Origin of the sequence: Thiocapsa sp. (assembly GCF_018399035.1) — a bacterium.
Classification (GTDB): domain Bacteria; phylum Pseudomonadota; class Gammaproteobacteria; order Chromatiales; family Chromatiaceae; genus Thiocapsa.
In genome coordinates, this window is sequence record NZ_CP073760.1 from 1,590,809 (window position 1) to 1,617,356 (window position 26,548).

At 60.2% G+C, this 26,548-nt stretch carries 19 protein-coding genes and 1 tRNA gene; 10 read left to right on the forward strand and 10 right to left on the reverse strand.

What is annotated here, in order from left to right; genetic code table 11:
* Positions 1 to 11: 11 nt before the first annotated feature.
* The 5 genes from KFB96_RS07410 to KFB96_RS07430 all read right to left on the reverse strand — a co-directional run bounded on the left by KFB96_RS07410 (position 12) and on the right by KFB96_RS07430 (position 7,568).
* A complete protein-coding gene (locus KFB96_RS07410) occupies positions 12 to 1,799 on the reverse strand; it encodes an SUMF1/EgtB/PvdO family nonheme iron enzyme (RefSeq protein ID WP_213462698.1) in 1,788 nt (595 codons plus the stop codon).
* Positions 1,796 to 3,637, reverse strand: a complete 1,842-nt coding sequence (locus KFB96_RS07415) for an FtsX-like permease family protein (RefSeq protein ID WP_213462697.1) — start codon at positions 3,635 to 3,637, stop codon at positions 1,796 to 1,798. Before KFB96_RS07415 ends, KFB96_RS07410 begins: the two co-directional genes overlap by 4 nt.
* Positions 3,634 to 4,428: an ABC transporter ATP-binding protein gene (locus KFB96_RS07420; RefSeq protein ID WP_213462696.1), complete on the reverse strand. Its 795-nt coding sequence runs from the start codon at positions 4,426 to 4,428 to the stop codon at positions 3,634 to 3,636. Before KFB96_RS07420 ends, KFB96_RS07415 begins: the two co-directional genes overlap by 4 nt.
* A 91-nt stretch (positions 4,429 to 4,519) precedes the next feature.
* Positions 4,520 to 6,673 (reverse strand): vWA domain-containing protein, encoded by a 2,154-nt coding sequence (locus tag KFB96_RS07425; RefSeq protein WP_213462695.1) that lies wholly within the window; start codon positions 6,671 to 6,673, stop codon positions 4,520 to 4,522.
* A gap of 256 nt (positions 6,674 to 6,929) precedes the next feature.
* Positions 6,930 to 7,568, reverse strand: a complete 639-nt coding sequence (locus tag KFB96_RS07430; RefSeq protein ID WP_213462694.1) for a hypothetical protein — start codon at positions 7,566 to 7,568, stop codon at positions 6,930 to 6,932.
* A 1,704-nt stretch (positions 7,569 to 9,272) separates the two neighbouring features.
* Here KFB96_RS07430 and KFB96_RS07435 point away from each other — a divergent pair.
* On the forward strand, positions 9,273 to 9,650 hold the full coding sequence (locus KFB96_RS07435) for a hypothetical protein (RefSeq protein WP_213462693.1): 378 nt from the start codon (positions 9,273 to 9,275) through the stop codon (positions 9,648 to 9,650).
* A 578-nt stretch (positions 9,651 to 10,228) separates the two neighbouring features.
* On the opposite strand, the gene KFB96_RS07440 is transcribed toward KFB96_RS07435, so the two are convergent.
* Positions 10,229 to 10,305 (reverse strand) — tRNA-Arg (locus KFB96_RS07440).
* Positions 10,306 to 10,714: 409 nt separating this feature from the next.
* On the opposite strand from KFB96_RS07440, the gene KFB96_RS07445 reads away from it, so the two are divergent.
* The 4 genes from KFB96_RS07445 to ispG all read left to right on the forward strand — a co-directional run bounded on the left by KFB96_RS07445 (position 10,715) and on the right by ispG (position 14,416).
* Positions 10,715 to 11,065 (forward strand): hypothetical protein, encoded by a 351-nt coding sequence (locus KFB96_RS07445; RefSeq protein ID WP_213462692.1) that lies wholly within the window; start codon positions 10,715 to 10,717, stop codon positions 11,063 to 11,065.
* An 81-nt stretch (positions 11,066 to 11,146) separates the two neighbouring features.
* Positions 11,147 to 11,947, forward strand: a complete 801-nt coding sequence (gene mazG, locus KFB96_RS07450; protein ID WP_213462690.1) for a nucleoside triphosphate pyrophosphohydrolase — start codon at positions 11,147 to 11,149, stop codon at positions 11,945 to 11,947.
* A 324-nt stretch (positions 11,948 to 12,271) separates the two neighbouring features.
* Positions 12,272 to 13,156, forward strand: a complete 885-nt coding sequence (locus KFB96_RS07455; protein WP_213462688.1) for a DUF4743 domain-containing protein — start codon at positions 12,272 to 12,274, stop codon at positions 13,154 to 13,156.
* Between the two features lie 27 nt (positions 13,157 to 13,183).
* On the forward strand, positions 13,184 to 14,416 hold the full coding sequence (gene ispG, locus KFB96_RS07460; protein ID WP_213462686.1) for a flavodoxin-dependent (E)-4-hydroxy-3-methylbut-2-enyl-diphosphate synthase: 1,233 nt from the start codon (positions 13,184 to 13,186) through the stop codon (positions 14,414 to 14,416).
* Between the two features lie 360 nt (positions 14,417 to 14,776).
* On the opposite strand, the gene KFB96_RS07465 is transcribed toward ispG, so the two are convergent.
* Positions 14,777 to 15,619: an IS1595 family transposase gene (locus KFB96_RS07465; RefSeq protein WP_300971372.1), complete on the reverse strand. Its 843-nt coding sequence runs from the start codon at positions 15,617 to 15,619 to the stop codon at positions 14,777 to 14,779.
* A 323-nt stretch (positions 15,620 to 15,942) separates the two neighbouring features.
* On the opposite strand from KFB96_RS07465, the gene KFB96_RS07470 reads away from it, so the two are divergent.
* Both KFB96_RS07470 and KFB96_RS07475 read left to right on the forward strand, forming a co-directional pair.
* Positions 15,943 to 16,434 carry a heme-binding protein gene (locus KFB96_RS07470; protein ID WP_213462684.1) on the forward strand — a complete coding sequence of 164 codons (492 nt, stop codon included), beginning with the start codon at positions 15,943 to 15,945 and terminating at the stop codon, positions 16,432 to 16,434.
* 131 nt (positions 16,435 to 16,565) lie between these two features.
* Positions 16,566 to 16,745, forward strand: coding sequence for a hypothetical protein (locus KFB96_RS07475; protein ID WP_213462682.1), 180 nt, complete (start codon positions 16,566 to 16,568; stop codon positions 16,743 to 16,745).
* Positions 16,746 to 16,822: 77 nt separating this feature from the next.
* Here the strand turns inward: KFB96_RS07475 and arfB are convergent, their stop codons facing one another.
* Both arfB and purL read right to left on the reverse strand, forming a co-directional pair.
* Entirely contained in the window at positions 16,823 to 17,245 is a 423-nt protein-coding gene (arfB, locus tag KFB96_RS07480) for an alternative ribosome rescue aminoacyl-tRNA hydrolase ArfB (RefSeq protein WP_213462680.1), read from the reverse strand.
* A gap of 82 nt (positions 17,246 to 17,327) precedes the next feature.
* On the reverse strand, positions 17,328 to 21,233 hold the full coding sequence (gene purL / locus KFB96_RS07485) for a phosphoribosylformylglycinamidine synthase (RefSeq protein ID WP_213462678.1): 3,906 nt from the start codon (positions 21,231 to 21,233) through the stop codon (positions 17,328 to 17,330).
* Between the two features lie 195 nt (positions 21,234 to 21,428).
* Between purL and KFB96_RS07490 the strand changes: the two genes are divergently transcribed.
* Both KFB96_RS07490 and KFB96_RS07495 read left to right on the forward strand, forming a co-directional pair.
* Positions 21,429 to 22,868, forward strand: a complete 1,440-nt coding sequence (locus KFB96_RS07490; protein WP_213462676.1) for a Mur ligase family protein — start codon at positions 21,429 to 21,431, stop codon at positions 22,866 to 22,868.
* Between the two features lie 21 nt (positions 22,869 to 22,889).
* A complete protein-coding gene (locus tag KFB96_RS07495) occupies positions 22,890 to 24,080 on the forward strand; it encodes a dicarboxylate/amino acid:cation symporter (RefSeq protein WP_213462674.1) in 1,191 nt (396 codons plus the stop codon).
* A gap of 258 nt (positions 24,081 to 24,338) precedes the next feature.
* Here KFB96_RS07495 and KFB96_RS07500 read toward each other — a convergent pair whose 3' ends face one another.
* Entirely contained in the window at positions 24,339 to 24,623 is a 285-nt protein-coding gene (locus tag KFB96_RS07500) for a hypothetical protein (RefSeq protein ID WP_213462672.1), read from the reverse strand.
* Between the two features lie 105 nt (positions 24,624 to 24,728).
* Between KFB96_RS07500 and KFB96_RS07505 the strand changes: the two genes are divergently transcribed.
* Complete coding sequence (locus tag KFB96_RS07505; RefSeq protein WP_213462671.1) at positions 24,729 to 26,531, forward strand: hypothetical protein; 1,803 nt, start codon at positions 24,729 to 24,731, stop codon at positions 26,529 to 26,531.
* The last annotated feature ends 17 nt before the right edge of the window (positions 26,532 to 26,548 follow it).

Sequence of the window (26,548 nt, forward strand, 5' to 3'; positions counted from 1 at the left end):
GTTCTCTACTGTCAACGATACACGCCTGTGCCTAGCGCTGTAGATACAACCTGATTCTTCCAGGCGCTAGGGTTGAAGGCACCTTCAACATGATCTTTCAGCAGACGACATGCCTCCTGATATGGACGGTCCTGCGAGTACTCATAACTAAAGTTTTCAATTGCAAGCAGGACCTTTTCCCGAGGATAGCTTTGGAGCTGCTCAACAGTTTCGGCGTAATTCTCAAAGTTACGCTGGAAATTCTCTGAAAATTCGTCGTGTCGTTCCTGCTGCCTAGCAATTTGTGCTGTGCGTCCCGAAATCTCCATGTTCCTGATCTGATTGATAAGCTGCTCACTTTCATGTCTCCGAACAACATACCATCCTGCCGTCTTCAAGACGATTAAACTATTACGAACCATTTTATCAGCAATATCATCGATTCCTTCAGTAATCTGGCGGTCTGCCAGATGAAGATGGCTCTTTATCTTGTTGAGCTGATCACGAAGATTCGTATTGCCTGGGTTAGCATCCAGGATCGCAGAAAGTAAAGCCTGCGCTTCCTGCAACCCGACGTCAGCTGCTTGAGTAAATGGATCTGCAGTCGATAGCCCGGATGCAGTCTGCTTCCGGAATCCTTTAACGTATGCCTGATATTGGGAAGCAAGGTCGTCACGATATCGCTCGGACTGCACAACTAGAGATCCTATCGCCAGCCGAATCCCGGTCGTGGGCGACCTTGTTTCTACCAGATCGTTTCCCTTTAGCTGGTAAAGTGGTATTTCGGCTCGCTGCGACACACGCATGGTGGGCTCGTAGTCGAAAAAGCTGCCACCCCTAGCAGTGAGTCCACCAACTTTCGCTTGAATCAAATCTGCCCGGAAAAGGTCAGTGGTCAACTCCTGAACATTACCAAATGTATCATAAAATCCGTAGATTGGTCGGAGAGAACCGATACGATTCGGACCTTTACCCTTGCTATTACTCTTCGCCCAGGTATAACTCGGGGCCTCGTTAAGGGGAAACGGCAGAGTGTCTTCATACGACGAGCCGCCATTCTGTTGATTACGTAACGCCTCAAGTCCTCCACGCGCAGCAAACTCCCACTCAAGTTCAGTGGGTAGCCTGAAGAATCCAGGTGTCTCGGAGTCAGGACTGCCTACCTCCAGTCGCGTCGGAAGTCGAGGCAGTAGTTCTCGACAAGCGGATGTCGCTAGACACCACTTGTTATACTGTCGAATAAAATCAACGAAGTCATACCAGCTCAAAAGGCGCAGTGGTTGAGCAAGCAGGCGGTTACGTTTGACTTCCCGTCCCGTTGTGATTGCTTCACGTAGCTCGTCGAGCAGCTGTCGGTTATCGCTCCGTTCAGCGAGTATTGTTAGCCCAGCTTCGAGATCCCCGTTACCGACAACCATCAAGTACTGGCCGACGGTGACCTCATATTTTCCAAGGTGATAGATCCAGCCATCTGACGTCAGAAAGCCCCCGGAAATTGGCAACCGCTGGACGCCTTCGAAAATTGCGGTTTCGCCCCCAGCCCCCCGAATATCGCCAAATCTTATTACGCGTTCTGTGCTTCCCCAGAACTCACGATCTCCTGGAATCTTCAGCTCACGGAAGACCATCTGGTAATTTCCTGGCATCGGAAATATCACATCGTCTCGGTCAGGCTCCGGATTGTAAGCACAATCTGCGCCGCGACAGTCATTAGTTGCCATGGCTGGAAGCGTTACGCTGAGGCCGAAGGCAATCGATATGATCAAGAGAAGTTGCCGTTCGGAAACATTCTGAGGGTTTCGGGGCGTCATTGGATTCATTCCTCACGAAGCGCCTCTGCAGGATCGATCTGGGTAGTCTTCCATGCTGCAAGGAGGGAACTCAAGAATGCAATTGCGACTGTGATCAGGAGCGTTGTAGCGAAATAGAACATAGGTAAACTACAGATCTTCTGTCCCAGTTGGAGGTCTGCAGAAAATACATGATTGATAATTCCAGCGAGAACGAAATAGCCAACGATGGCACCCATCACGCTGATAACAGCCATGATCTGTCCTTGGTAAACAGGAAATCGAAATACTTGAATGCGGGATAGACCCATGAGACGTAGTACGCTGATGTCTCTTTTCTTTCGTTCGACGGCCGCATACAGGTTAGCAACCAAAGACGCCATGCCACCAAGAATGCCAACGGCAGCCACTAACCAGAATATACGTGTCAACCCGCGATCAAGTATTTGAACTCGCTCGATCTCTTGAGCCATTGTTTGTACACTTATATTCTGATCAATGAACCACCGATAAAGTGAAGGAACGTCGTCAATTCCTCGCGCATATAACCTAAAACCCCGGTGTCCAGACCTGGCGAGAATTAGCCCGCCTAGGTCAGGTTTAAATTCGAGCCGACGCGTCACACCAGTTCTCAGAATCCCTGCTAATTCAGTCGGGATAATAGCGAAACGATAACCGTCGCTCACGGCACTACGAAGAGGAAACTCTAATCGCTCCCCATTAAGAATCGGCACACTGGCTAAAACTTCCTTGGATTCGGTTAAAGTATTCGGCAGTATAATCTGACGAACCTCTGCATCTGTCCATTCATTTCGGTACCCCCCCCAAGGTAAATCAGCTAGTCCCAAGAAACGCCGCTCATCGTCGGATAACGATAAGCCAACCGCCGTGATAGGATGTCCTGCTAACTCCAGCACCAGATCATCCGCAAAAGGCAGTAGCACGAAGACTTTACCGCGAAGCCTACTTTTAATCACTGAAAGACTGCTGTCTTGAATCGTATTGCCTCGCGCTCTGAATTCGTAAGCGCTTACTCCGGCCGGGAGCGAGAAGCCCATAGCCAGCGCAAACGAACTTGCGTCCAATGTGTCGATATCAACAAGGCCAGTATTAATCCCAAGACCTCGAAGCGTCAGACCGTCAAGTGGTTGCTCCGTCACGATTCGTATTCCGTCGAAGCTCGTAAAAGGTTTCGCTGGACCGCCCGGCCACCCCCGTGCTGGAACTGCTAACCCCTCACGATAGGCTTCTATATCTTCTACAAGATCAAGTGGCGCGTAGAGTCTAGGTAGGGCATCAGCACGAGCTGACAACACTGCAATCACCTCAAGATCAGACATCTCCAATTCACGTTCGCCGTTACGGGTTCTGGACACGGTCATTCTCAGGTGTTCCCCAACTTCTACCTTCAATTCTTCTGCTGCTGGTAAGCTAAGCACACACTGCTCCTTGCCGGGAATTGCCCCACCATTTTCGAGTAGGAGAGGATCTCCATCGGCTGTAGGAATCAGGTCAATAGTTAATGATTTTCTCTTGGGTGAGTCGACACGAGCGATGGAAGAACCACGTAGAATGGTCGGTATTGCAAATCCCACATCTGAACGGCCTAAGAGTTCCGCAAACCATTTGGGTGTAAGTTGCTCAGTCTGAAGAGGCCGTATCTCGCGATTGACCGGATCTTCGACCAGCCGATCCCGTAAAGTTTGAATGGTGCCATACTTAAGCCCCATCAAAATCAGCAGTGGGCCTAGCACAGCCGCGATCGCTAAGACCATACAGAGGCTCAATATCCATTCATGGCGTAAATCGAGCCACGCGAGCCGAAAAATTGTTCCGGTTGGAGGCGCCATTTGTTTTCGTCTGGTCACTTTGGCATGCTCCCATCTGCTAACCCGTCTTCCTGATAACAGACTGAGCGGGTAAACGTGCTTGTGACTTCCTCGACTGCGAAGCTAAAGGTACGGTGGGCGAAGGGTGCTACCAATGCTCGGTCATGAGTCACCATCACAACTGTCGCATCTGTCTTCTGGGCCAACCGATTGAAGTCCTCTACAATGTGCTGCGCGCGGCGCTTATCGACAGCTGCTGTTGGCTCATCAGCAAGAATCAAGCGTGGACGATGATGTAACGCTCTCAGAATCGCGACACGCTGCCGTTGGCCACCTGAAAGATATTGAGGTTTCTTGTCGAGCACCTTTTCTATCCCCATCTGTCTGGCGAACCTAGTCAAGTCATCATCTCGGCGCTCTCCATTTAATTGCGTAGCTAACTCGATGTTTTGGCGTACAGATAGGAACGGAAGTAAACCCCCAGTTTGCAACACATAACCGAGTTCTGAACGTCGTAATCGTGCTAATCCAGATTCATCACCCTGATCCCAGAGCAACTTCACATCATGGTGAGATTCCGACTCCAGCGCGCGGTAGCGGAATACCTCACAGTCGGTCGGGCGCGAAACAAGTGCTAGTAGATCAAGGAGCGTACTTTTTCCGCATCCGCTTTCACCAACGATTGCTACAAACTCTCCTTTAAAGAGCGAAAATCGCCCTATGTTAAGTTCGAACACAACGCCGCCTTGTTCTCGTCGCTTTATCGTATTGTGTATTTCAAGGGTGGTCCACTTCTCTTTTGGTCTCAGGTTGTTATCGTAAACGTCCATGAATAAGCCCTATCACGAATACCGACAAAATCTTCAGCAGTGTTTGGCGTCCGTTGCGCGGGTAAGTGTGTCACCCGCGCTTAAGCAAGCCCTACGGAAGAACACTTAGAGGCAACGGATAGACATGATCGTCGGAGATGTCACGTTCATCAAGTGCAACCCATAGATCGGTGTTCTCATTTATTTCTTGATAAAGCTTTAACTTCGCTTCTATCTCATACTCAAGCTTTGCGCGCTCCTCGGCGGCGAGTGCTTCATAAGTCTCGTTATTAATCTCCATAACGGCACTGCGGTAAGGCAAACTTGCTATCCAGTTTGGTAGCAGACCGGAATCCGAAAGACGCTGAGCGTCCTTGACGTTAATGGATCCGCCTCCTCCCTTGGTCGCCTGAGCAAGCACGCCTTGTAGTGCGTCGAAAAACTGCATGCCTGTCAGTTGCGAACGCTTTACAGCTTTTAGGATATCTTCCATCGCCCGAATCAAATCGTTTACCTGGCTCTTCTTCAATAATACGCGTACTTCGACTGGCGTGTTAAGAACGTTCTCTGGATCAGAAAGATCACGATCCAGGATCCAGGCGGTTATGTCTCGAGGCGGATATGCTGCTGCACCTAGGTATTCGATCAGCGCGTTTGCTATAACCGTCTGCGTCATCAGCGAAACTGCCGCTTGTGTTTCGGTTTTATCAGAATCCAACTCGCTTCCGCTCAAACTACTTGAAGTTGCAGAGTCGGGCTTAGTATACGCCATGACTTGAGGGAGATTCCCGGTTCGTACGTTGGCAACAGCTACAGCTAAATCGTCTGACAACTGCTTGACGCCTAGCTCGAACTGATCCTGATCGAAGGCTGGAATACTTAGGTACGCTGCGTCAGGAGACCCTGGATTAGTTGCAAGTTTGCGGAACTGGTGCTCAGCAAGTGCGTGATCCGGCTGCGCCCTTTCGTCTCGGATATGAAGCGCAAATACAGAAACTTTGTTGGCGTCTGCAGAAGCTCTAACTTCATTTGCATCCAGTCCTGTTGTATTTTGCGGATGCCCGACTTGATGTGAACTTGCATCTCCGACCAAGACCACAAATTTAAGACTGTTTTCGTTCCAGTTAGACGTTATTGCCTCGCTGACACCCGCGAATACTTCTTCTTGGTAGTCTTCGCTGGAGACTTCAGTTGCTTTTGCATTAGAAATGATCTCTACAAACTTGTCTGCCTCGACCATTTCACTGGTAAAATTTTTGGCTACGAATTCTAGTGCGGGATTGATTCTGAGATCATCTCTATAGCCGACGAGGCCGAATCGAACTTTGGCTTCTGGATTGTCTCGCACAACAGTTTGGGCCACTTTAGATACAGCCTCCTTCGTGCGATCAATGTAGGGCCCCATACTTCCGGTCATATCCATGACAAATTTGACGTCGAAAAGTAAATCTTTTGCTGAAGTTCCTTCAATGGTTTCTGTCAGTCCTGTTTCAGCGATAAATGCGCTATCTTGAAGGGTATCGCTTTGCCCTTCTTCAGAGCGAGCATTTCGGGTATCACCAGCTTGAACGGGTACTGCGGCTGCCAATTGCAGGTAGCGTGTTTCCTGATCAAATAGATCGACTGACTCAAAGTCGATGACTGGGAGCATGTAAAACTTCTGCTCGATCGCCACAAATCTTTTAGGTTCACGACTGATAAGCCGATCATCTACGGCAGGCGACTGCCCTTCCAGATTGGCATAAAGAGTAGCGACCATCGTTTCGCGTTCGGAGGATTCGACGACGGTCGCGAGATCTTCTTTAGTCTTAAACATGAGGACGGATTGACGCCGGTCTTCTCCACTCCCTGGGTGTTTATATGAAATTACTAGTGACTGCTTCCACTCCAAGACGTCCTTCGCTTGCATCCATCCTAGAGGATCGTTTTGCATCGGTCCGACGCGATACCATCCTTTTGGATTCGCTCCATCGCTGTAGTCGATGTCCTTTCGTTCAAAAACATAGACAGGCCAAAACGCTTTCACGTTCGACGCTATAACTTCAGAGTTTTCGTCTGGGTCGCTATACATCGTGGACAACGCTCGTGGTAACGCCCGCAATGGAAGCCCCGTTGTCTTTTGACGGCAGACTTGATCACCCCCTTTGCAATCGACTTCAGCGACTTCAGTCGCGGAAACAGGAAGAACAATCCCGGCACTCGTCGCTATAAATAGAGCAGCGGCAGGCAGTATGTAGTTACGATTTTTTAACCGTTGATATGACATTGGACGCCTCGTAGTCTAGGACTAACCGATCGGCGAACTTCAATTGAACAAGCGAAGATTATTGAAGTCCGATATCTAGATTTATATATAGCTGAAAATCTTTAGAGTCGTGTTACATGATGTGCGACCTCCACAGTTCTTTCGGTAATTTTCCAAAGCGCACCGCTCGCTTGCTTTCTCAGACGTGCCGAGTCGCGTCATTGCTTGTTATAGATTGCCACATTGAACTGTCAAACAGCTCATATTTATCTGCCGCTCAAAAGTCTTTTTGAAAACCGGAACAGAATTTTGAGAACACCATCGACCATCCGCGAATCAAGCGATCACGGTCACAACGACTTACAAGACATTGGAACGTCCCCTTTTTATCAAGATCAACGGCGTACACCTCATGGTAATCGTAGTTGTAGATATTGGACGCCATAACCGTCTCGATTTTGATATTACGGGGGTCTACAGTGTTGAGAATTACGCTATCCGGATGACCTCTTACGGTCTGGAGGATAGGAGAAAAGAAAGGCGACAAGCTAGGGTTTTTGATTACTTCATATGAACATTCTGCTCTTTCAACCGGATACCAGAATCCTACTTCCGTGCCTTCGTCTTCACCAAAGGTTGAGTAATTGAGAACCTTTCTGACTATATCATCGTCCCCCTCAAACTCTTTCTTCAGTTGGTTGTACCGAAGAGCTTGTTCTTCAGGAGTACCATCCTTTGCTTCAGATCCCTGAAGAGCACCAAATATTTGCGTCAATTCCTGAAGCGGGTTCGTTGCCTCTTCCGCTGCGTTAACATAACTTAGTTGGAAGCATCCGATCACGCTGACCGCGACACTGATTACCCAAGCGTTAGCTGCAGTGGAGAACAAGTTTTTGCCATGTAGCTTATGAAGCATGATTTACGTCCTTTTCTCAATCCTCAGATTCTCTGGCTAATTTATTTAGCACCGAAGCGTAGCAATCCCTGAGATGCTTTTTATTCGGATACTGTGGCTCCTTCCGCTGATTAGTTTTGGAACGTCGCCTTAGTAATCCTAGGCTCACGCTTTGACAGCACGTGGCAAGGTCGAATCTTGCGGAGTGCTTCTTCTGTGTGATGAACTGATCGAAATTGCTCAAAGGCGTAATGCCACGAAGCCACAGATAGTGGCTATCGTGCGAATCCTCAGGCTTGTGCTTGGATGGATCGGACGAAAAATCAGATCGCCCGTAAGACGGACGACAGGTCGTTGCGACCTGGAGTAAGGCTCGGAAAACTGGAGACTGCGCGATTCGGCCCACGGTTCTGGTTCCTTGTGCATCCTGTACACCCACTACACCACGCGATGTCCGGGTCGGCTGTTCCCAACGGGAGTTGCCGAAACCGGATGTCCTTCGTCGATGCCTCATGATCGACGGTCGAGCCCTGCTGACGAGCAGCATTAGGGCCGCATCGCTACAGCTTAGGACAAGATACGTCCCTGTCAACGTTCAAAGTGTGCAGCAGGTCGAGAAACTGACCTACCGCAAGCGGGGACTCCGGATCGAGGCTGTTGGACTTGTGAAATCTGCCTGTCGATGAGGCTGACGACTGCGGATCGGGATTATCCCGGTCGGGTGATCTGGAAGGGATTCTGTCGGACAGTGGTTTCCAGGCTTGCAGCCGACCATGGAAGTTAAGCAGCTCTTGCTCCGGTGCCTAACCTCTCCACGCCGATTTGGCTGGTCAACAGCGAGGCCAGTTCCCGCAACGGAATGGACCTTATCAACCAGGCTACTGAAGAGTCTGCCCTACGACGGATCGCGGTCTTCGCCACGGCCCTTGGCCCGGACTGCGGTGTTCTGGTCAAGATTCGAGTCGAGACGTTGAAGCGCTCGGCCTCCTACAGCGCGCATGGCTCAGGTATCCGGAAAAAGTCGGAGAGACGACATTGGCGCAGTACGCTGGTCGCTCCGGGAAGGTTCTTGGTCAAGGTGAGAGGGTGTCCGTGATGGCCGGGGCCACTCTGGTCGCCCTGGAGGAGACTCTGAGCGACGTCGGGATCACCGCCAGAGATACCAACGTGGATGGCCGGAGATTGAGCAAAGCGGTCAACTTTGATCCGGAGGGGTTATCGGTCATTGTCGACGGTGGCTTCTTGCCCTGCCGGCGACGGCTTCTGGAATCCAGGTGCGAGCTGTGCCTTCGAGCACTCGGTCGATGCCGATGCAGTGATTCCGGTGTGCGTACCGGCGTTCCTCCCATTGAAAGCAACATGCAGTTGAACGGTCATTTAAGAGAACCAACTAAAGAATACAATTAAGGGCTTCAATTAAACGACCAATTAAACAATCAAGTAAGAAAGGCAATTAAAGAGGTCACCTCGCCTGCCATGCACGATTGCGGTTTCGCGATTGAAACCCGCCAAAATCTCGTATGCGAGGCTTGACATTGAATCGCTTCCCTGCGACGATCTTGTCGACGGTAGCCGGGGAATTTCAAATTTCAGTTCATTTATCCCCTACACTGCTGTTCGATAGAGCCGTGACCTTTACGTCACGAGCCCGATGCATTTGTTGTTTTCCAAGGAATCCTATCCCAAGGACGAAGTAACTTTACATTAACTTATGAGAATCAGATTATGGCAAAAAAGCCCATGTTGGACGAAGAGGATCACAAGCTAATCCTAGAGCATTATCGCGATTACACGCCTGACAAATTCGCAGCTCACTTCAGCGAAAAGACAGGAACAACAGTAACCGATGAGGATGTGATTCAGGCCGCCAATAATCTCCGCAAACGTCTTGCAGCGGAAATCAAAGATCGTTTCAAGGACGGCGATCCTGAAGAGATGGCTCGGCTACTTCAACTTCTCGCGCAGGTATTGCCGAGAAAGCGTCGGAAGTCGGGCAACGCCATGGACTCGGCGGTTGAGGAGTTTTTCGCAAAAGCGGATCCGCCGACGGTGCCAAATGCTGATGCTGATGCTGATGCAACCGCTACATCAGCAGACGCTTGATCAACGAGCCTTGAGATTCGATTGAGCGAGGCACTCGTCTTCTTCGCAGCCTTGCAAGGTTGCGGTTGAGACCAATTATGGGGTGCTTGAGCGCCCCAACTTTTTTCCACGCATGCCTGCATCGGGTTTTCCAAGTGCTCCGGTGCTTGAGACCTTCGGACCATCGATCGAAGCCTTGGCCTAGGTCAGCAGTTGAACTTGGTTGCCGCTGCTGTTCCATTGCGCCGTTTTGGCACCCTTTGCGTCCAGCCGGAACCCCCTCCTCTCCACACCTAGCTGGTTGCCGTTTCGGCATGCGAACCGGCATGGCCGATCAGGCGCGTTGTAGGCTGCGTAGAGACGGTGCCGGGGAATTGTTGCCCCACGGCATCTTCTGGTCTGTCAGGCGTCTTGTAAGGCTTCTGTGAGGTGTCTTGACGATCCCGAGAGGATGCACTGTCGAGCGGTCGGACGCGGATGTTCGCTTGAGATCGCGGGGAGCCGGCAGCCTAAGGTGGCGACGAACGGCAACCAGACGGCAACGAAAACGCTGAAAATGAAAAAGGGTCACAGGCAGAAACCTGTAACCCTTTGATTTATGGCGCGCCCGGAAGGATTCGAACCTCCGACCACCTGGTTCGTAGCCAGGTACTCTATCCAGCTGAGCTACGGGCGCCTTAAGTATGGCGCTCCATCCGTGGAGGCTCTATCCAGTCCGGCATGCCTGCGGACTGATTGACCGTTGGCAGGACGACTGTTGCCGTCACCACCGAGCCGCGTATCTTCCGGATCCGGAGGGGCGTTGTCAAGCGTATCGAGCACCCTTTCAACACAAAGCCGGCTTGGCGCGCGAACGGGCGGAAGAACCGCGGACTCGGCTTCGGCCGGATCCGGGTCGACGCGGTTGCTGGACCGCTGCACCGGGCATCCGCTACCATCGTCGCGGGGGGAACGCTTCCGAGCTGGGCCGCTCATTGTTTAAGTCCGGGACTCGGGCCGGATCCCCGAATCCAAGGGCAGACAACCCCGAGTCCGGGTTGTCGTGCCGGCGTCTTGCAGCGACCATCATCCTTCGGCGTCAGACCATGCGTATCGTCCTCATCCTGATCGTCGCCGCTTGGGGAATCATCGCGCTCCTGACCTTCGCGACGACATCCAGCAAATCGCTCGACGCCAAGTTGACCGCGGCATACCTGCTCGCTTGGCCGGTCTTGGCCATTGCGCTCTTTCTGAACGAGCCTGTGCCCCTTTGGCTCGCCGTGCCGACCTTGTTCGGGTTCTTGCCCTGGTTCCTGGCCGGACCGCATCTCTACGCGATCGTGCGGGACCCGAGCCGCTCCAGACCCGACGAGATCATCGGCATTCCGCGCGGCTATTGGAAATGGGGCGGCATCGGCTCGATTCTGCTCGGTCTGGCCTTTGATGGCTTCGTCTGAGAATCCGTCCGACGGCGCACCACGCTCGGCCGCGGGTCGCCTCGGCCATCTCCTCCGTCCAACATTCGACGACCCGGAACCATGAACCGACACGACTCCATTGCCGATCTCATCGCCATCGTCGCGCGCCTGCGCGATCCGCAGGACGGCTGTCCCTGGGATCAGGAGCAGACCTTCCGCAGCATCTTGCCCTTCACCTTGGAGGAGGCCTACGAGGTCGCCGAAGCGATCGAGAACGAGGATATGAAGGAGCTGCGCGAAGAGCTGGGCGACCTGCTGCTTCAGGTGGTCTATCACGCGCAGATCGCCGAGGAGCAAGGCAGCTTCGCCTTTCCCGACGTGGTGCAGTCGATCAGCGAGAAGATGATCCGTCGCCATCCGCATGTCTTCGGAGACGCGGAGCTCGAGGACGAGGAGGCGGCACGGGCGAACTGGGAGCGCGAAAAGGCCGCCGAGCGGGCCAGCAAGCGCCAGCGGCCCATCGGGAGCGTGCTCGAAGGGGTCGCCCAAGCCCTCCCCGCCTTGGTTCGGGCCGAGAAGCTGCAAAAACGCGCGGCGGTTGTCGGCTTCGATTGGGACAAGATGGAAGAGGTCTTCGACAAGGTGCTCGAAGAGCTGCAGGAGTGTCGCGAGACGCTGCGCGCGCACGCCGAGCCGACCGAGCGGGTCCACGAGGTCGGCGACCTGCTGTTCTCCTGCGTCAACCTGGCCAGACACATGGGCGTGGATGCCGAGCAGGCACTGCGGGCGGCGAACCACCGCTTCGAGCGGCGCTTCGGGCGGGTGGAGGTGTGTTTACGCGCGGGCGGGCAGACGCCGAGTGAGGCGGTGCGCCCGGAGATGGAGCGGCTGTGGAACCTCATCAAATCCGAGGAGCGTTAAAACCGCGCCTCGTTGCGATCAGGCTCGGTCGTCACTCGGGATTGCTCCTGAAGTCATCAATAGGCGTCGGAGTGGGCGCGGTTTTAAGATTTTTTATTCTAAAGACTGAACCGCGTCTTGCCGAGGTGCCGGAGGGAGGTGGGGCAGGCGTGACCAGAATAGGTCGCGTGGCCTTGCTCGTTACTCCGTCCATCGTGGCACGTGGCGCAGAGCGCCGGGGGCATGCGTGACACCGCAGAGCGGGTGTCACGAGCGAGTGATTTTTTGGGTGGCCGGTCTTACGAGCGAGGCCGGTCGCGTAAAACTCCAAGACGCGGTTCATCGATGAGCTATCTCGACAAGATCCATGCGTGCAATACCTGGGAGCCGGCGGCGTTTGTTCCCTTCATTCGACGGGGCGAGCGTCTCGGGAGCCTGCGGCGCAGCGCGGCCGAGGAGCTTCGGCGCTGGCCGACGCGGTTCCGTGTCACGCAGACGACGGTCGAGTGGATCGAGACGCCGGATGACTTCGAAGGTTGCACCTTGGCGCTGGCCGAGGTCGCACGCGGACTCGTCGACGAGGGCGTCATCCCCTATCTGCACGGCGAGCAATACCCCGTGACCGCCGGCGGGCGCGAGGCGGCACGCTGTCTGGTCGACCGGGCCTGTGCGCCCTTCTTCGGGATGCGCGCCTTCGGTCAGCATCTGAACGGCTACGTGCGGACCACGCGCGGGATCGAGATGTGGATCGGTCGACGCTCCGCCGATCGCCGTCTCTATCCGGGGCGGCTCGATAACCTTGTTGCGGGCGGGTTGCCCCACGGTATTGCTCTGGTCGAGAATCTGCGCAAGGAATGCGCGGAGGAGGCGGGGATGCCCCCTGCCCTTGCGGACCGAGCCGTTGCCGTTGGCGCAGTGACCTACTGTCGCGACTCGGATCGCGGGCTGAAGCCGGATGTCATGTTCTGCTACGATCTGGAGCTTCCGGATGACTTCGAGCCGCGCTGCACCGACGGGGAGGTGGAAACCTTCTACCGCCTGCCGGTGCAGGAGGTCGCGCAGATCGTCCGCGAGACCGATGACTTCAAGCTCAACTGCAACCTGATCATCATCGATTTTCTGATCCGCCATGGACTGATCCCTCAGGATGACCCGCAATATGTCGCGATCGTCCAGGGTCTGCGTTCCCCATTGCCCGCGTCGGATCAACGCCCGACTCCGACCAACTGACAGGGCCGCTGCGGCGGCAAAGGCACTATGAGCTCAACTCGATTCCCGATCCAAAGACGTAAGACCGTGCCGGTTCGCATCGGCCCGGTGACCGTCGGCGGCCAATCCCCGATCCTCATCCAGTCCATGACCAACACGGACACCGCGGACATCGCGTCCACGGTCCAACAAGTCGCCGAGCTCGCCCGCGCCGGCTCGGAGGTGGTCCGGATCACGGTCAATCACGAGTCCGCGGCCCGCGCCGTTCCGACGATCCGCGAGGCGCTGGACGCGCAGGGGTGCAACGTGCCCTTGGTGGGCGACTTCCATTTCAACGGCCACCGCCTGCTCACGGACTATCCCGAGTGCGCCGAGGCGCTCGCAAAATACCGCATCAACCCGGGCAATGTCGGGCGCGGCGAGAAGAAGGACAGCCAGTTCGCGACCATGGTCGAAATCGCCTGCCGCTACGACCGGCCGGTGCGCATCGGGGTCAATTGGGGCAGCCTGGATCCGGACCTGATCGTGCGGATGATGGACGAGAACGCGCGCTCGCCCGAGCCGCGAGACGCCGAGCAGGTGATGCGCGAGGCGATGGTGGAGTCCGCCATCTCGAGCGCTGAACGCGCCGAGCAGATCGGCCTGCCGCGCGATCACATCATCCTGTCCTGCAAGATGAGCGGCGTACAGGATCTGATCGCCGTTTATCGCATGCTGGCCGACCGCGGCGACTATGCCCTGCATTTGGGCCTGACCGAGGCCGGCATGGGCTCGAAGGGGATCGTCGCCTCGACCGCCGCCTTGTCCGTGCTGCTGCAGGAGGGCATCGGGGACACCATCCGCATCTCGCTCACCCCGGCGCCCGGCGAGTCGCGCACGCGCGAGGTCGTGGTCGCACAAGAGATTCTCCAGACGATGGGGATGCGCTCCTTCGCACCCATGGTCACCGCCTGCCCGGGATGCGGACGGACCACCAGCGATACCTTCCAACACCTGGCTCAAGACATTCAGGCCTATCTGCGCGAGCAGATGCCGGAGTGGCGCACCCGGTTCCCGGGCGTCGAGACCATGCAGGTCGCAGTCATGGGCTGTGTGGTGAACGGCCCCGGCGAGAGCAAGCACGCCAATATCGGCATCAGCCTGCCCGGCAACGACGAGCGCCCGTCCGCTCCTGTCTTTGTGGACGGCGAGAAGGTCGCCACACTCAAGGGTGACGGGATCGCCGAGCAATTCAAGCGGATGGTCGACGACTATATCGAGACCCACTATCGGGCGCCGTGACTGCACTTCAGGAACGACCGAGAAGGGGGTGTGGGGCAACGTTGTCGCGCATCAGAAATAAGTCGAACACCGAATCGAATCGTGGTCGTGGTCGTGGTCGGAAACGACAACGACAACGACAACGAGAACTGCGGTAAAGGTGTTCTCTCGTCGAGACGCCGACGCCGGGGATGCCGGGGTTCGCTCTGCTCACCCCAGCCTAACCGCTGCGCAGGCTTGGAAGGTATCCAGTCCTAATCCGCGTCCAGAGTGAAATGCTAACTTTCGAGTCAGTTCGGCGTTTGGTGCACCCACGGCCCTTAGCGGGGGACTCGGTTTAAGTTTATATTTTTTTATTGGCTCAATCTGCATTCCAGACAGCTAGACAATCAGCGCTGCCAAGAGCGCCGGGAGGAGCCCCTTCCCGCGCGCACGACTGTTGTGGACGAACTGAAAAAAGCTCAGGTACATCGGGAGGTGTTCCTGAGAGATCCCGCGGTGAGGGCGCAGCCAGGAGCGCAGCAACGACCAGACGCCCTCGATGGTGTTGACGTGGACCTCATGGAAGCCATCACCGTCCTCGTCGCGGGCGTACTCTCCGCGGCTGTGGCAGACGCTGTGGTGCTCGTAACCCCATGCCGGCAAGCGGGCGTAGATGTCATACTCATCGGTGTAGAAGCGCGTCCCCTCGGCCACGCAGGCGAGGATAATGGGTTTGATGGTCTTCTGTTGGACGTTATCCAGCATCCGCAGCACCACCTCGCCGCCGCGCTGGATCAGGCCGAGAATCGGTGGCTTCTCTTTGGCCAGGGTGCCGCGACCGCGCGCCCCCTTCAGTCGGCGCCGACGGCCTTTGCGCGCTTTTTTTACCGCCTCGGGGTTCCCTTTGTGACCGGCGACCACGTACACCTCGTCGGCCTCGACCTCGCCGTCGAGCACGGGCAAGGACTGCTTGGACTCGATGCCCTCGCGCAACTGTTGCGTCATGCGCTGGGCGTCATCCTTGTGAAGGCCCAGTTCTTGGCCGATCTGCCGGTTGGACAGGTTCAAGCCCATGAAATACAGGCATAACACCCAGGTTCGCAGTGGCTGATGATGGCCGGCCAGAATCGTCTCGCTCAAATCATCGAACCAGCGCCCGCAGTCCTTGCAGCGGTACTTCTGCCGCTCGGGTTGCGTCGGATCCCGACCTTGCTTGTTGATCTCGGCCGAGGCGCAGTGCACGCAGCGCACCCCTCGGGCCAACGCAGGGCACGGACGGTCTCGAAACATTTGGCGTCGTCGACGAGATTCTGGATGATCAACATGGGGCGCACTGCCTGGCCACTTCGAAAGGGACAGTATTCTACCCCCACGGCCCGCCTCGTGCTGCATCCAGTGCTCTCCAAGGCTCCCCGCCTCGACTCTGTCGGGAACTGTCTGGAATGCATAAAGAGCCTTTTTATTTTTTAAACCGCGCCGGCTCCGACGGTCGTTAAGTCTGCCGGGGCCGATCCCATCCAAAAACATCGCATACCGCGCCGGGCGCGGTTTAAAAAGGAGGAGACATGAAAAAAACGATTCCCGCACTGATCGCCGCTGCATTGATCTGCGGACCGGCCGTCGCCGATGGCCCTATGGTGGTCCCGCTGCAACGCCTCTCGATGGATGCGGCGGTCAAGATCGCCCAAGGGGCGATCGAGGAGTGTCGCGAGAAAGGCATCCAGATCGCCGTGACGGTGGTCGACCGTGAAGGCACGGTACAGGTCACGCTCCGCGACACCATCGCCGCGCCCATCACGGTGCCGATCAGCACGATGAAGGCGTTCACCGCGGTGAACTTCAATGCCGCGACCTCGGCCATGACCGATCGCGCCAATACGCCGATCGGGCGTGTCGAAGGTCTCGTGATGTCCGCGGGCGGGGTTCCCGTGCTGGTCGGCGGCTCGTCGCTGGTGGCCGGTGTGGGCGTCAGCGGTGCCCCCGGAGGCGACACCGACGAGGAGTGCGCCCTGGCAGGAATCGCCAAGATCCAGGACGATCTGGATATGGCGATGTAGGGCTCGATTAAAGACATCTTAACCGCGTCGTGCACGGCGTTCCGGGGAGCATCGAGTCTTTTGCCCCTGCTGCAGACATGGTCTGTCACGCCGGACGCGGTTTAGTCCCACAACAGGATCGGGGGTAACAGATGCGTCTATTGGAAGCCGAAGCAGCACTGATCGCGGATCTGAAGGATGAAAGCGAGTTGATCGGCGAGATGCGCCTGCCCGCATTCACCGTGGTGACCGCGCGCCACCCGACACTCGGCAAACTGGTGATCGTCGTCGGGCCGGACGGCACGGGTGCGGTGGTCGAGGTGAACGAGTAGGGGGTGTAGGGGTGTAGGGGCGACTTAAGTCGCCCCTACACCCCTACGGGTTGTTCGATGCTTTCTCCAACATCACATCAATCGCGGTCCGAGGGGACCCGGCGCATGCGCTTGCTGCTGGATTGTTTGCGCTTGGTCTCGAGGCGTCGCTCGGTCGAGGCGCGGGTGGGTCGGGTCGCGATGCGCGGTTTCGGCCGCACGGCGGCTTGGGCGATCAGGGCGGCGAGACGGGCTCGCGCATCGGCGCGATTGCGCTCGCGGGTGCGGTAGCGGTGCGCCTCGATCATCAGGACGCCGTCCGAATCGATCCGCCGTCCGCCGAGGCGCGTCAGACGCTCGCGCACGTCCTCGGGCAGCGAGGGCGAGCGTGCGACGTCGAACCGCAGCTGGACCGCCGTCTCGACCTTGTTGACGTTTTGACCGCCGGGCCCGGGCGAGCGGATGAACCGCTCGCTGAGCTCGGTCTCGTCGATTCGGATACGGTTGGAGATCTGCAGCATGACGCGATTCTATACCGAGCGCACGTGGCGTGTAGGTTGTGCTGACGATAGGAAGCACAACTTGCGCCGACGGTTGGTTGCCTTAATCCACCCAGACGCGCGCATTGCGGAACAGACGCATCCAAGGTCCGTCCGTGCCCCACTCATCGGGCTGCCACGAGCTCTGAAGGGACCGGAAGACGCGCTCGGGATGGGGCATCATGATGGTGACGCGCCCGTCGAGCGTTGTCAGGCCGGCGATGCCTTCGGGCGAGCCGTTGGGGTTGGCGGGATAACGCTCGGCGACCCGGCCGTCGTTCTCGATGTAGCGCGTCGCCACGCAGGCGCGCGCCGCGGCGAGATGCTCGGCATCGCGGAATTCGGCTCGGCCTTCGCCGTGGGCCACTGCGATCGGCATGCGTGAGCCGGCCATCCCGGCGAGCAGGACCGAGGGCGTCTCCCGGACCTCGAGCATCAGGGTGCGGGCCTCGAACTGCTCGGAGCGGTTGCGCACGAAGTGCGGCCAGTGGTCCGCGCCCGGGATCAGCTCGCGCAGGTTGGAGAGCATCTGGCAGCCGTTGCAGATGCCGAGCGCGAAGGTGTCGCGCCGCGCGAAGAAGGCTTCGAATTGCTCGCGCGCCCGCGGGTTGAAGAGGATCGATTTGGCCCAGCCCTCCCCTGCCCCCAGCACGTCGCCGTAGGAGAAGCCGCCGCAGGCAGCGAGCCCGCGGAAGCGCGCCAGGTCGATGCGCCCGGCCATGATGTCGGACAGGTGCACGTCCACGCACTCGAAGCCCGCCGCATGGAAGGCCGCGGCCATCTCGACCTGTCCGTTCACGCCCTGCTCGCGCAGGATCGCGATCGGCGGGCGGGCGCCGCGCTCGACATAAGGTGCGGTCAGGTCGTCGTCCGGATCGAAGGTCAGCTCGGCATGCAGGCCGGGATCCGGCTCGGCGATGCGTGCATAGGCCTCGTCCGCACACGCGGGGTTGTCGCGCAGGGATTGCATCCGGAAGCTGGTCTCGGACCAGACCTGTTGGAGCTCGGTCCGACTCGCCGCGAAGAGCGGTCGGCAGCGTCGGCAGACGCGGATCTGATCGCTGTCGTCGAGCATGCCGATCACCGGGCTGTACTCGGCCAAGCCGTGATACTCCAGGATCTGCAGCACGTCGTCTGTATCGGTATGGCAGACCTGGATCACGGCGCCCAGCTCCTCGCTGAACAGGGCAGAGAGGTCATCGGGCCCGACCGCGGCCAGATCCACGTCGATCCCGCAACGCCCGGCGAAGGCCATCTCGCAGAGCGTCGTGATCAGTCCGCCGTCGGAGCGATCGTGGTAGGCGAGGATCAGCTCCTCGTCCTGAAGCTCCTGGATGGCGGCGAAGAAGCGCTTGAGCAGGTCCGGGGCGTCCAGGTCCGGCCCGACATCGCCGAGCTGACCGTAGACCTGCGCGAGCGCGGACCCGCCGAGACGGTTCCGGCCCTGCCCCAGATCGATGAGGATGAGGTCGGTATCGCCCTGATCGGTCCGCAGTTGCGGTGTGAGTGTCGCGCGCACGTCGAGCACCGGGGCAAAGGCCGAGACGATCAACGACAGGGGCGCGGACATCTCGTGCCGCACGCCCGCGGCACCCTCCCAGACCGTCTTCATGCTCATCGAGTCCTTGCCGACCGGGATAGCAATCCCGAGTGCCGGGCAGAGCTCCAAGCCAACGGCGCGGACGGTTGCGTAGAGTCGAGCATCCTCGCGCGGATCGCCGGCGGCGGCCATCCAGTTGGCCGAGAGCTTGATGTCGCCGATCGAGTCGATGCGCGCCGCGGCCAGATTGGTGATGGCCTCGCCGACGGCCATGCGACCGGAGGCCGGGGCGTCGAGCAGGGCGAGCGGCGTGCGCTCGCCGATGGCCATCGCCTCGCCGGTGACGCCGCGATAGTCGCTGACGGTCACGGCGCAGTCGGCGACCGGGATCTGCCAAGGGCCGACCATCTGATCGCGCGCGACCTGACCCGTGATGCTGCGATCGCCGATGGTGACGAGGAAGGACTTGTCGGCGACCCCGGGCAGGCGCAGCACACGATCGAGCGCCTCGCGCAGATCGATCTCGGCGGTACGCAGCGGCGGGCGCGGGGGCTGTCCGGAGACGGCATCCCGCTCCATCTTGGGCGGTTTGCCGAAGAGCAGCGACATGGGCATATCGATCGGGGTGTCGGCAAAATGCGCGTCGCCGAGCGCGAGGTGCTGCTCCGCGGTCGCGGTCCCGACAACGGCGTGCGGGCAGCGCTCGCGCGCGCAGATCGCCTCGAACTGCGCCAGCCGCTCGGCCGCGACCGCCAGGACATAGCGCTCCTGCGACTCGTTGCACCAGATCTCCATCGGCGACATGCCCGGATCGGCGTTGGGCACCGCGCGCAGCTCGAAGCGTCCGCCGCGACCGGCGTCATGGACCAGCTCGGGCAGCGCGTTGGCCAGCCCGCCGGCGCCGACGTCGTGGATGAAGAGGATCGGATTGTCCTCGCCGAGCGCCCAACAGCAGTCGATGACCTCTTGGCAGCGACGCTGCATCTCCGGGTTGGCGCGCTGCACCGAGGCGAAATCCAGATCCTCGGCCGAGGCGCCCGAGGCCATGCTCGAGGCCGCCCCGCCGCCGAGCCCGATCAGCATCGCCGGGCCTCCGATCACGATCAGCGGCGTGCCGACCGGGAAGCTGTCCTTGGCGACATGCTCGGAGCGGATGTTGCCGAGACCGCCGGCGAGCATGATGGGTTTGTGATAGCCGCGCAGCTCGGACTCGCCGTTCGGTCCGGGGATGGCCTGCTCGAAGGTGCGGAAATAGCCGGTGAGGTTGGGCCTGCCGAACTCGTTGTTGAAGGCAGCGGCGCCGATCGGCCCTTCGAGCATGATGTCGAGTGCGGAGACGATGCGCCCGGGCTTGCCGTGGTAGTCGGCCTCGGGCGGCTCCCAGGGTTGCCCGAAACCGGGGATGCGCAGGTCCGAGACCGAGAAGCCGCAGAGACCGGCCTTGGGTTTGGCGCCCCGCCCGGTGGCCCCTTCGTCGCGGATCTCACCGCCCGAGCCGGTCGCCGCACCCGGATCCGGTGCGATCGCGGTCGGGTGGTTGTGGGTCTCCACCTTCATGAGGATCTGGATCGGCTCTTCATGCTCGCCGTAGATCCCGGTCACGGGGTCGGCGAGGAAGCGGCGCCCGTCCCAGCCCTCGATGACGGCGGCATTGTCCTTGTAGGCGGAGAGCACGCCTTCGGGCGAGACATCCGTCGTGTTGCGGATCATCTGAAAGAGCGAGTGCGTCTGCGGCTCGCCGTCGATGTCCCAGCGGGCATTGAAGATCTTGTGCCGACAATGCTCCGAGTTGGCCTGCGCGAACATCATCAGCTCGACATCGGTCGGGTCGCGCTCGAGTGCGGCGAAGCTGCCGGCGAGATAGGCGATCTCGTCGGACGAGAGCGCGAGGCCCAGCTCGCGGTTCGCCTGCGCCAGCGCCGCCTCGGGATCCGCACCGAGCGCGACGCGGCGCACCGGACGTGGCTCGGCGTGCACGAACAACCGCTCGGCATCGGCGAGGTCGAAGAGCGCGATCTGGGTCATGCGGTCGTGCAGGAATGCCACGGCCTGCTCGACGGTTGCCGCATCGAGCGCGCCGCCGTCCACCGTCAGGTAGTAGGCGGTGCCGCGCTCCAGCCGCTCGAGGCCATCGAGTCCGCAGTTGTGCGCGATGTCGGTCGCCTTGGACGACCAGGGCGAGATGGTGCCCGGTCGCGGCACGACCAGCACGAGCCGGCCGACCGGCGCGTGGCTCGGCAAGGCGGGGCCGTAGCGCAGGAGCCGCTCGAGGATACCGCGCTGATCCTCGGCCAACTCGCCCGCGAGATCGGCGAAGTGGACAAACTCCGCATAGACCTCGATCGGCACCCCGATCTGCTCGCGCAGCCTGCCGGCAAGCTTCTGAAGACGGAACTCGGAAAGGGCGGGGGCACCACGGAGGACGAGCATGGGACATGACTCTGGATTCGGGCTCTTGACCCGACATGATATACCGAGCGCACGTGGATTTTTCGCCGCATTGCACGCCCCGCACAACGCCGTTTCCGTGCCGGCCGACCCGACCCGACCCTATCCCGTAACTCCGGGCAAGATCCCTGCACCCCGAGTATCATTCCGATCCTCTTTGCATCAGACCCGAACGCCATGCCGAATCACGCCCTTTCCGACCTCCTGTCCACGCTCGATTTGGCCTGGCGGCGCGAACCGGCCAAGCCAGGCGCCCTGGACAACATCCAATGGCGCGCAAACGCCTGCGATGCCCGCTCGATCCTCTTCTTCCAACGTTTCGACGACGGGCGCACCGATGCCGAGATCATCGAGCGCTATCTGGCCGACAGCGCCTGCGCCGTGCTGGTCACCAACCGCATGATCGAGGGTGTCGAGCGGCTGCAGGGCAAGGGCATCTACGTCACGCACCCCGGCGATTGGGCCGAGATCGTCTGCCGCTTCTGCGATCGCGTCTATCCGCTGGACACCGAGGGCACGGTCTTTCTGGGCGTCACGGGCACCAACGGCAAGACCACGACGGTCAAGTATCTGGAGGCGATCCTCTCGGCGCATGGCCGGCCGGTCCTCTCGGTCGGGACGCTCGGTCTCTCCTTGGCGGGCGAGCCGTTGGTCAACACCGGATTCACCTCCCCGCCGCTGATCGAGCTGCGCCGTCTGTTGCACGCCCATCGCGACCGTTATGCGGTGGTCGCGATGGAGGTCAGCAGCCATGCCCTGGATCAAGGACGTGCGCACGGCATCCCGCTGCAGAACGCCGCCTGGACCAACTTCACGCAGGACCACCTGGACTATCACGGCGGCGAGGCGGCCTATTTCGCGGCCAAGGCACGCATCCTGGACATGATCGCGGAGGGCGGCCGTCTCTACACGACCAGTCCGGATGTCGCCGAACGCTTGTCGGAGAATGGCCGACCGCGGGTTCCCGTCGAGGTCCTGCCCGCGGCGACGCTCGACGCCGAGGCGCTCGCCGCCAAGCCGTTCCTCGCCCTCGCGCACAACCGTCGCAACTATGCCCTCGCCGTCGCCTTGGCCGACGGGGTCTTGGGGCCGGGCGCGCGCGAGGACTGGCGTCACTTGAGCGCGGTGGACGGGCGCTTCGAGTGTCGCGTCGTCGGCAACCGCACCCTGGTGGTCGACTTCGCCCACACCCCGGACGCACTCGAGACCATCCTGACCGCAATCCGCGATGCCTTCCCCGGGGCGCAGGTCGCCACCCTCTTCGGCTGCGGGGGCGATCGCGATCGCTTCAAGCGCCCGCTCATGGGTGCGGCGGTGGGGCGTCATTCGGACCACACGATCGTGACCTCGGACAACCCGCGTTTCGAGGCCCCCGAACGCATCATCGCGGATATCCTCACGGGCATGCCCGAGGCGGGTCGAGAGGTGGTGGTCGACCGGCCGCTCGCGATCGCACGCCTGCTCGACTTCCTGGCCGAGCGGCCGGAGGACGAGCCCTGGGTGGCTCTGATCGCCGGCAAGGGTCACGAGCGCTATCTCGATGCCAAAGGCCACAAGACGCCCTACAGCGATCAGGACGAGATCGAGCGCAACCTGATACGCCTCGGCTGGGTCTGAGGCAGGTCATCGAGGATGGACATGCCGATCACTGTGCCCTTGCGTCGCCTCTACTCGGTCCCCGTCGGTCTGCTGCTCGGCATCGCGCTCGCGCTGCTGGTCCCGGACGGCGCGCCCTACGTGGCCTGGATCGGGCAGATCTTCATCTCCATCCTCAAGCTGCTGATCCTGCCGCTGATCCTGGTCTCCATCTATGCCTCGCTCTCGGGCGGACGCGAGCTGCGGCGCATCGGCGGGCGCACCTTACTCTACTACCTGACCACCTCGGCGGTCGCCGCCGGGCTGGGGACGCTGATCGGACTCGCGTTCTCGCGCGATCTCCCCGTGGGGCTGCTCCGGCTCGAGCAGGTCGAGCCGGGTGCGGCGAGCTTCAGCGTCGAGCATCTGGTCGCGAGCCTCGTCCCGAGCAATCTCTTCGCCTCGCTCGCGGACGGGAATATCCTGCACATCGTCTTCGTCGCCATCGTACTGGCGATTGCCTCCCGACGGATCGCCGGCGATCAGCGCGAGACCCTGCTCGCCGGTGCACGCGCCATGGACGCCCTGCTGATGCAGGTCCTGCGCGGGGTTCTGGCGCTGGCGCCCGTCGGGATCGCGGCCTTGATCTACGACGGACTCGCCGGGATGGACTGGGCCGCGGTCTTCCAGCTGCACGCCTTCGTGTGGGCGGTGGCCTTGGCCGCGGTGCTGCACGCCGGGGTGTTTCTTCCCACCCTGTTTCGGGTGCGCACGGGGTCTTCCCCTTGGCGTTTCGTCGCCGCCTGTCGTGCACCGCTCCTGACCGCACTCTCCACCGCGTCGAGCGCCGCGACCTATCCGGTCTCCAAGCAGGCGCTCGAGGCCAACGGTGTCAGCGAGCGAGTTACCGCCTTCAGCTTGCCCCTGGGCGCCACGCTCAACATGGACGGCTCGGCACTCTACCAGTCGATCCTGCTGATCTTCATGTCCCAGCTCGCCGGGGTCGACCTCAGTCCCGCACAGGCACTCTTCATCGTCCTGCTCACCATGGCCTCCTCCGCCGGCACCGCCGGCATCCCGGGCGGCGGCATCGCCCTGATGGCCTTCATGCTCGACCTGCTCGGGTTGCCGCAGACCTATCTCGCACTCTATCTCGTCGTCGACCGCTTCTTCGACTACCCCATCACCGCCGTCAACGTCTGGGGCGATCTGGTCGTCGCAGCCCTGGTCGACCGTGACCTCCGGCGGGGCTAAGGAACGGTTTAATAAAAACCGAAACACGTAGGATGGGTAAAGCGAAGCGAAACCCATCCAGCCCGCGCCAAGGGCATCGGACAGAAACCCGGCAACGCGGTGGTTTGGAGGATGGGTTTCGCTGCGCTCTACAGACCGAAACCCGGCAACGCGGTGGTTTGGAGGATGGGTTTCGCTGCGCTCTACCCATCCTACGCATTCATCAAGGTGTTCGCCTTGCTTCTGAATCGTCGCCGAGAGGCGTGATCGGCGAGGCCGTCAACCGATCCAATCGAGCGGATCCTCCTCCGTGCTCGGGCATGCGCCGGGGTCGTCGAGGATGAGTCTGCCCCAGAGTGCGAGCTGCACGAGTTGTAGAAGATGGCCGGTCGCCCCCGTGCCGGTGCGCTGCTGCAACGCGACGAGCGCGGGGACGAGCTCGGGTTTGAGCCATTCGCGGATCAATGGGCTTGCGGCGAGCTTCCCCCGAGGCGCTCCAACAGAGAGCTCGCGGGCGGCGGCCTGCGCCATCAGGGCCGTGGGCAGACAGGCCGGGTCGTACATGAGGTCGTCCGCCGCTCGGACGCACAGCGGATGCCGAGACCACTCCCATCGGCGGCCCGCTCGGGATAGACTCGACACACCTCGGGCCGGGCCGGATACGTGTCCATGTCGACTCCTCGCTCCATCCGATTGCTGATCGCCTCCTTGACCATCGTCGGCCTCTCGCTGGTCGGGGTCATGCTCGCCGATACGGCGCAAGCCGCGGACGCCTGCCGACAAGGCGAGGAGGTTCGAATCTGGACGGCGCCGCTGCAACCGACCCCGGGCGCGCCGCTGGAGATCATCGCGGTCGCCACCGACGGCGATCTCGACGAGGTGCTGATCACGGACCCCGCCGGCCGCCGAACCAGCCTGCGCACCGCCCGCGCCGGCGGCCCGCCCTGGAGTCTCTACGGGACGCAGTTCCGCCCGGTCCCCGGGACCTATCGCATCGAGACCACACGCTCGGGGCGCATCGCGGGCTGCACCGAGGTGACGGTCGGCGGGGTCGGCGCCGACCGCGGGAGCGGCGAGTGGGACCTGGCGACGGAGGCCTTCTACTCGGCCTGGATCGAGCACCTCTTCGAGGCCCCGCCGGAGCAATCCTTGAGCTTCGACTCGCTCGGCCCGGTGCTGCGCGATCCCGAGCGCAACCTGCTCTTCAACTATCTCGGCGACGGCGAGGACCACCGGCTCCCCGCCGAGCCGGACTGCGCTGACCTGCCCTACTTCCTGCGGACCTATTTCGCCTGGAAGCTCGGCCTGCCGATCGCCTACCGACCCTGCACGCGCGGGAGTCGCAGCAGTCCGCCGACCTGTCAGGCGCCCGTTGTCGAGACGCGCTTCGTCGGCGCTTCCGTGGACCAGGGGGCATCCGCCGAGGTCTTCGCCGAGGCCAGCCGAAAGATGATGAACACGGTGCATTCCGGCAGCGCACGCACCGCGCTGCGCGACGAGGCGACCGATGTCTACCCGGTCGCGCTCGATCGCGCGACACTCTGGCCCGGGACCCTCTTCGCCGACCCTTACGGTCACATCATGGTGATCGTGAAATGGCTTCCCCAGCAGGGGCGCGAGAGCGGTCTCCTGCTCGCGGTCGACGCCCAGCCGGACAATTCGGTGACCCGCAAGCGCTTCTGGGAGGGCACCTTCCTGTTCGCGCAAACCCCGAGCGCGGGGCCGGGCTTCAAGGCGTTCAGGCCGGTGGTTCAAACAAGCGGCGGCGTGCGCCAACGGCCCAACAGCGCGCTCGACGGGCGATCCGGTCTGCCGCCCTTCTCGCTCGAGCAAGCGGCGCTCTCGCCTGCGGATTTCTACGCCCGCATGCAGCAGCTCATCAACCCGCGGGGTCTGGAACCCGAAGCCGCCTACGCCGCGACGCTGGATGCCCTGATGGAGCAGCTCGAAACACGCGTGACCTCGGTCGAGAACGGCGAGTCCTACATGCGCAGCCGCCCCGGCACCCTCGTCCCGATGCCGAGCGGACCGGCTATCTTCGAGACCACGGGCCCCTGGGAGGATTACGCCACCCCGTCGCGCGACATGCGTCTGCTGATCGCCATGCAGGTGCTCGCGCAGCTGCCCGAGCGCATCCGGCGCTACCCGGACCTCTTCGTCCTGCAGGGCCGCTCCCCGAGCGATGCCGCCGCGCGCATCGAACAGCTGAACGCGCAACGCATGGACGAACGCTTCATCACCTACACCCGCAGCGACGGCACGCCCTGGCGGCTGAGTCTCGGGGACATCTACGAGCGCCGCGCCGGATTCGAGATCGGCTACAACCCCAACGATTGCGTGGAGCGGCGCTGGGGCGCCTCCCCGGACACCCTCGACGAGACGACCTGTCGGCGGCGTGCACCGGCGGATCAGCGTGCGCGCATGGAGGACTATCGCCCCTGGTTCCGCGAGACGGTCCGACCGCCGCGGTAGCACGGAATTCTTCGTCG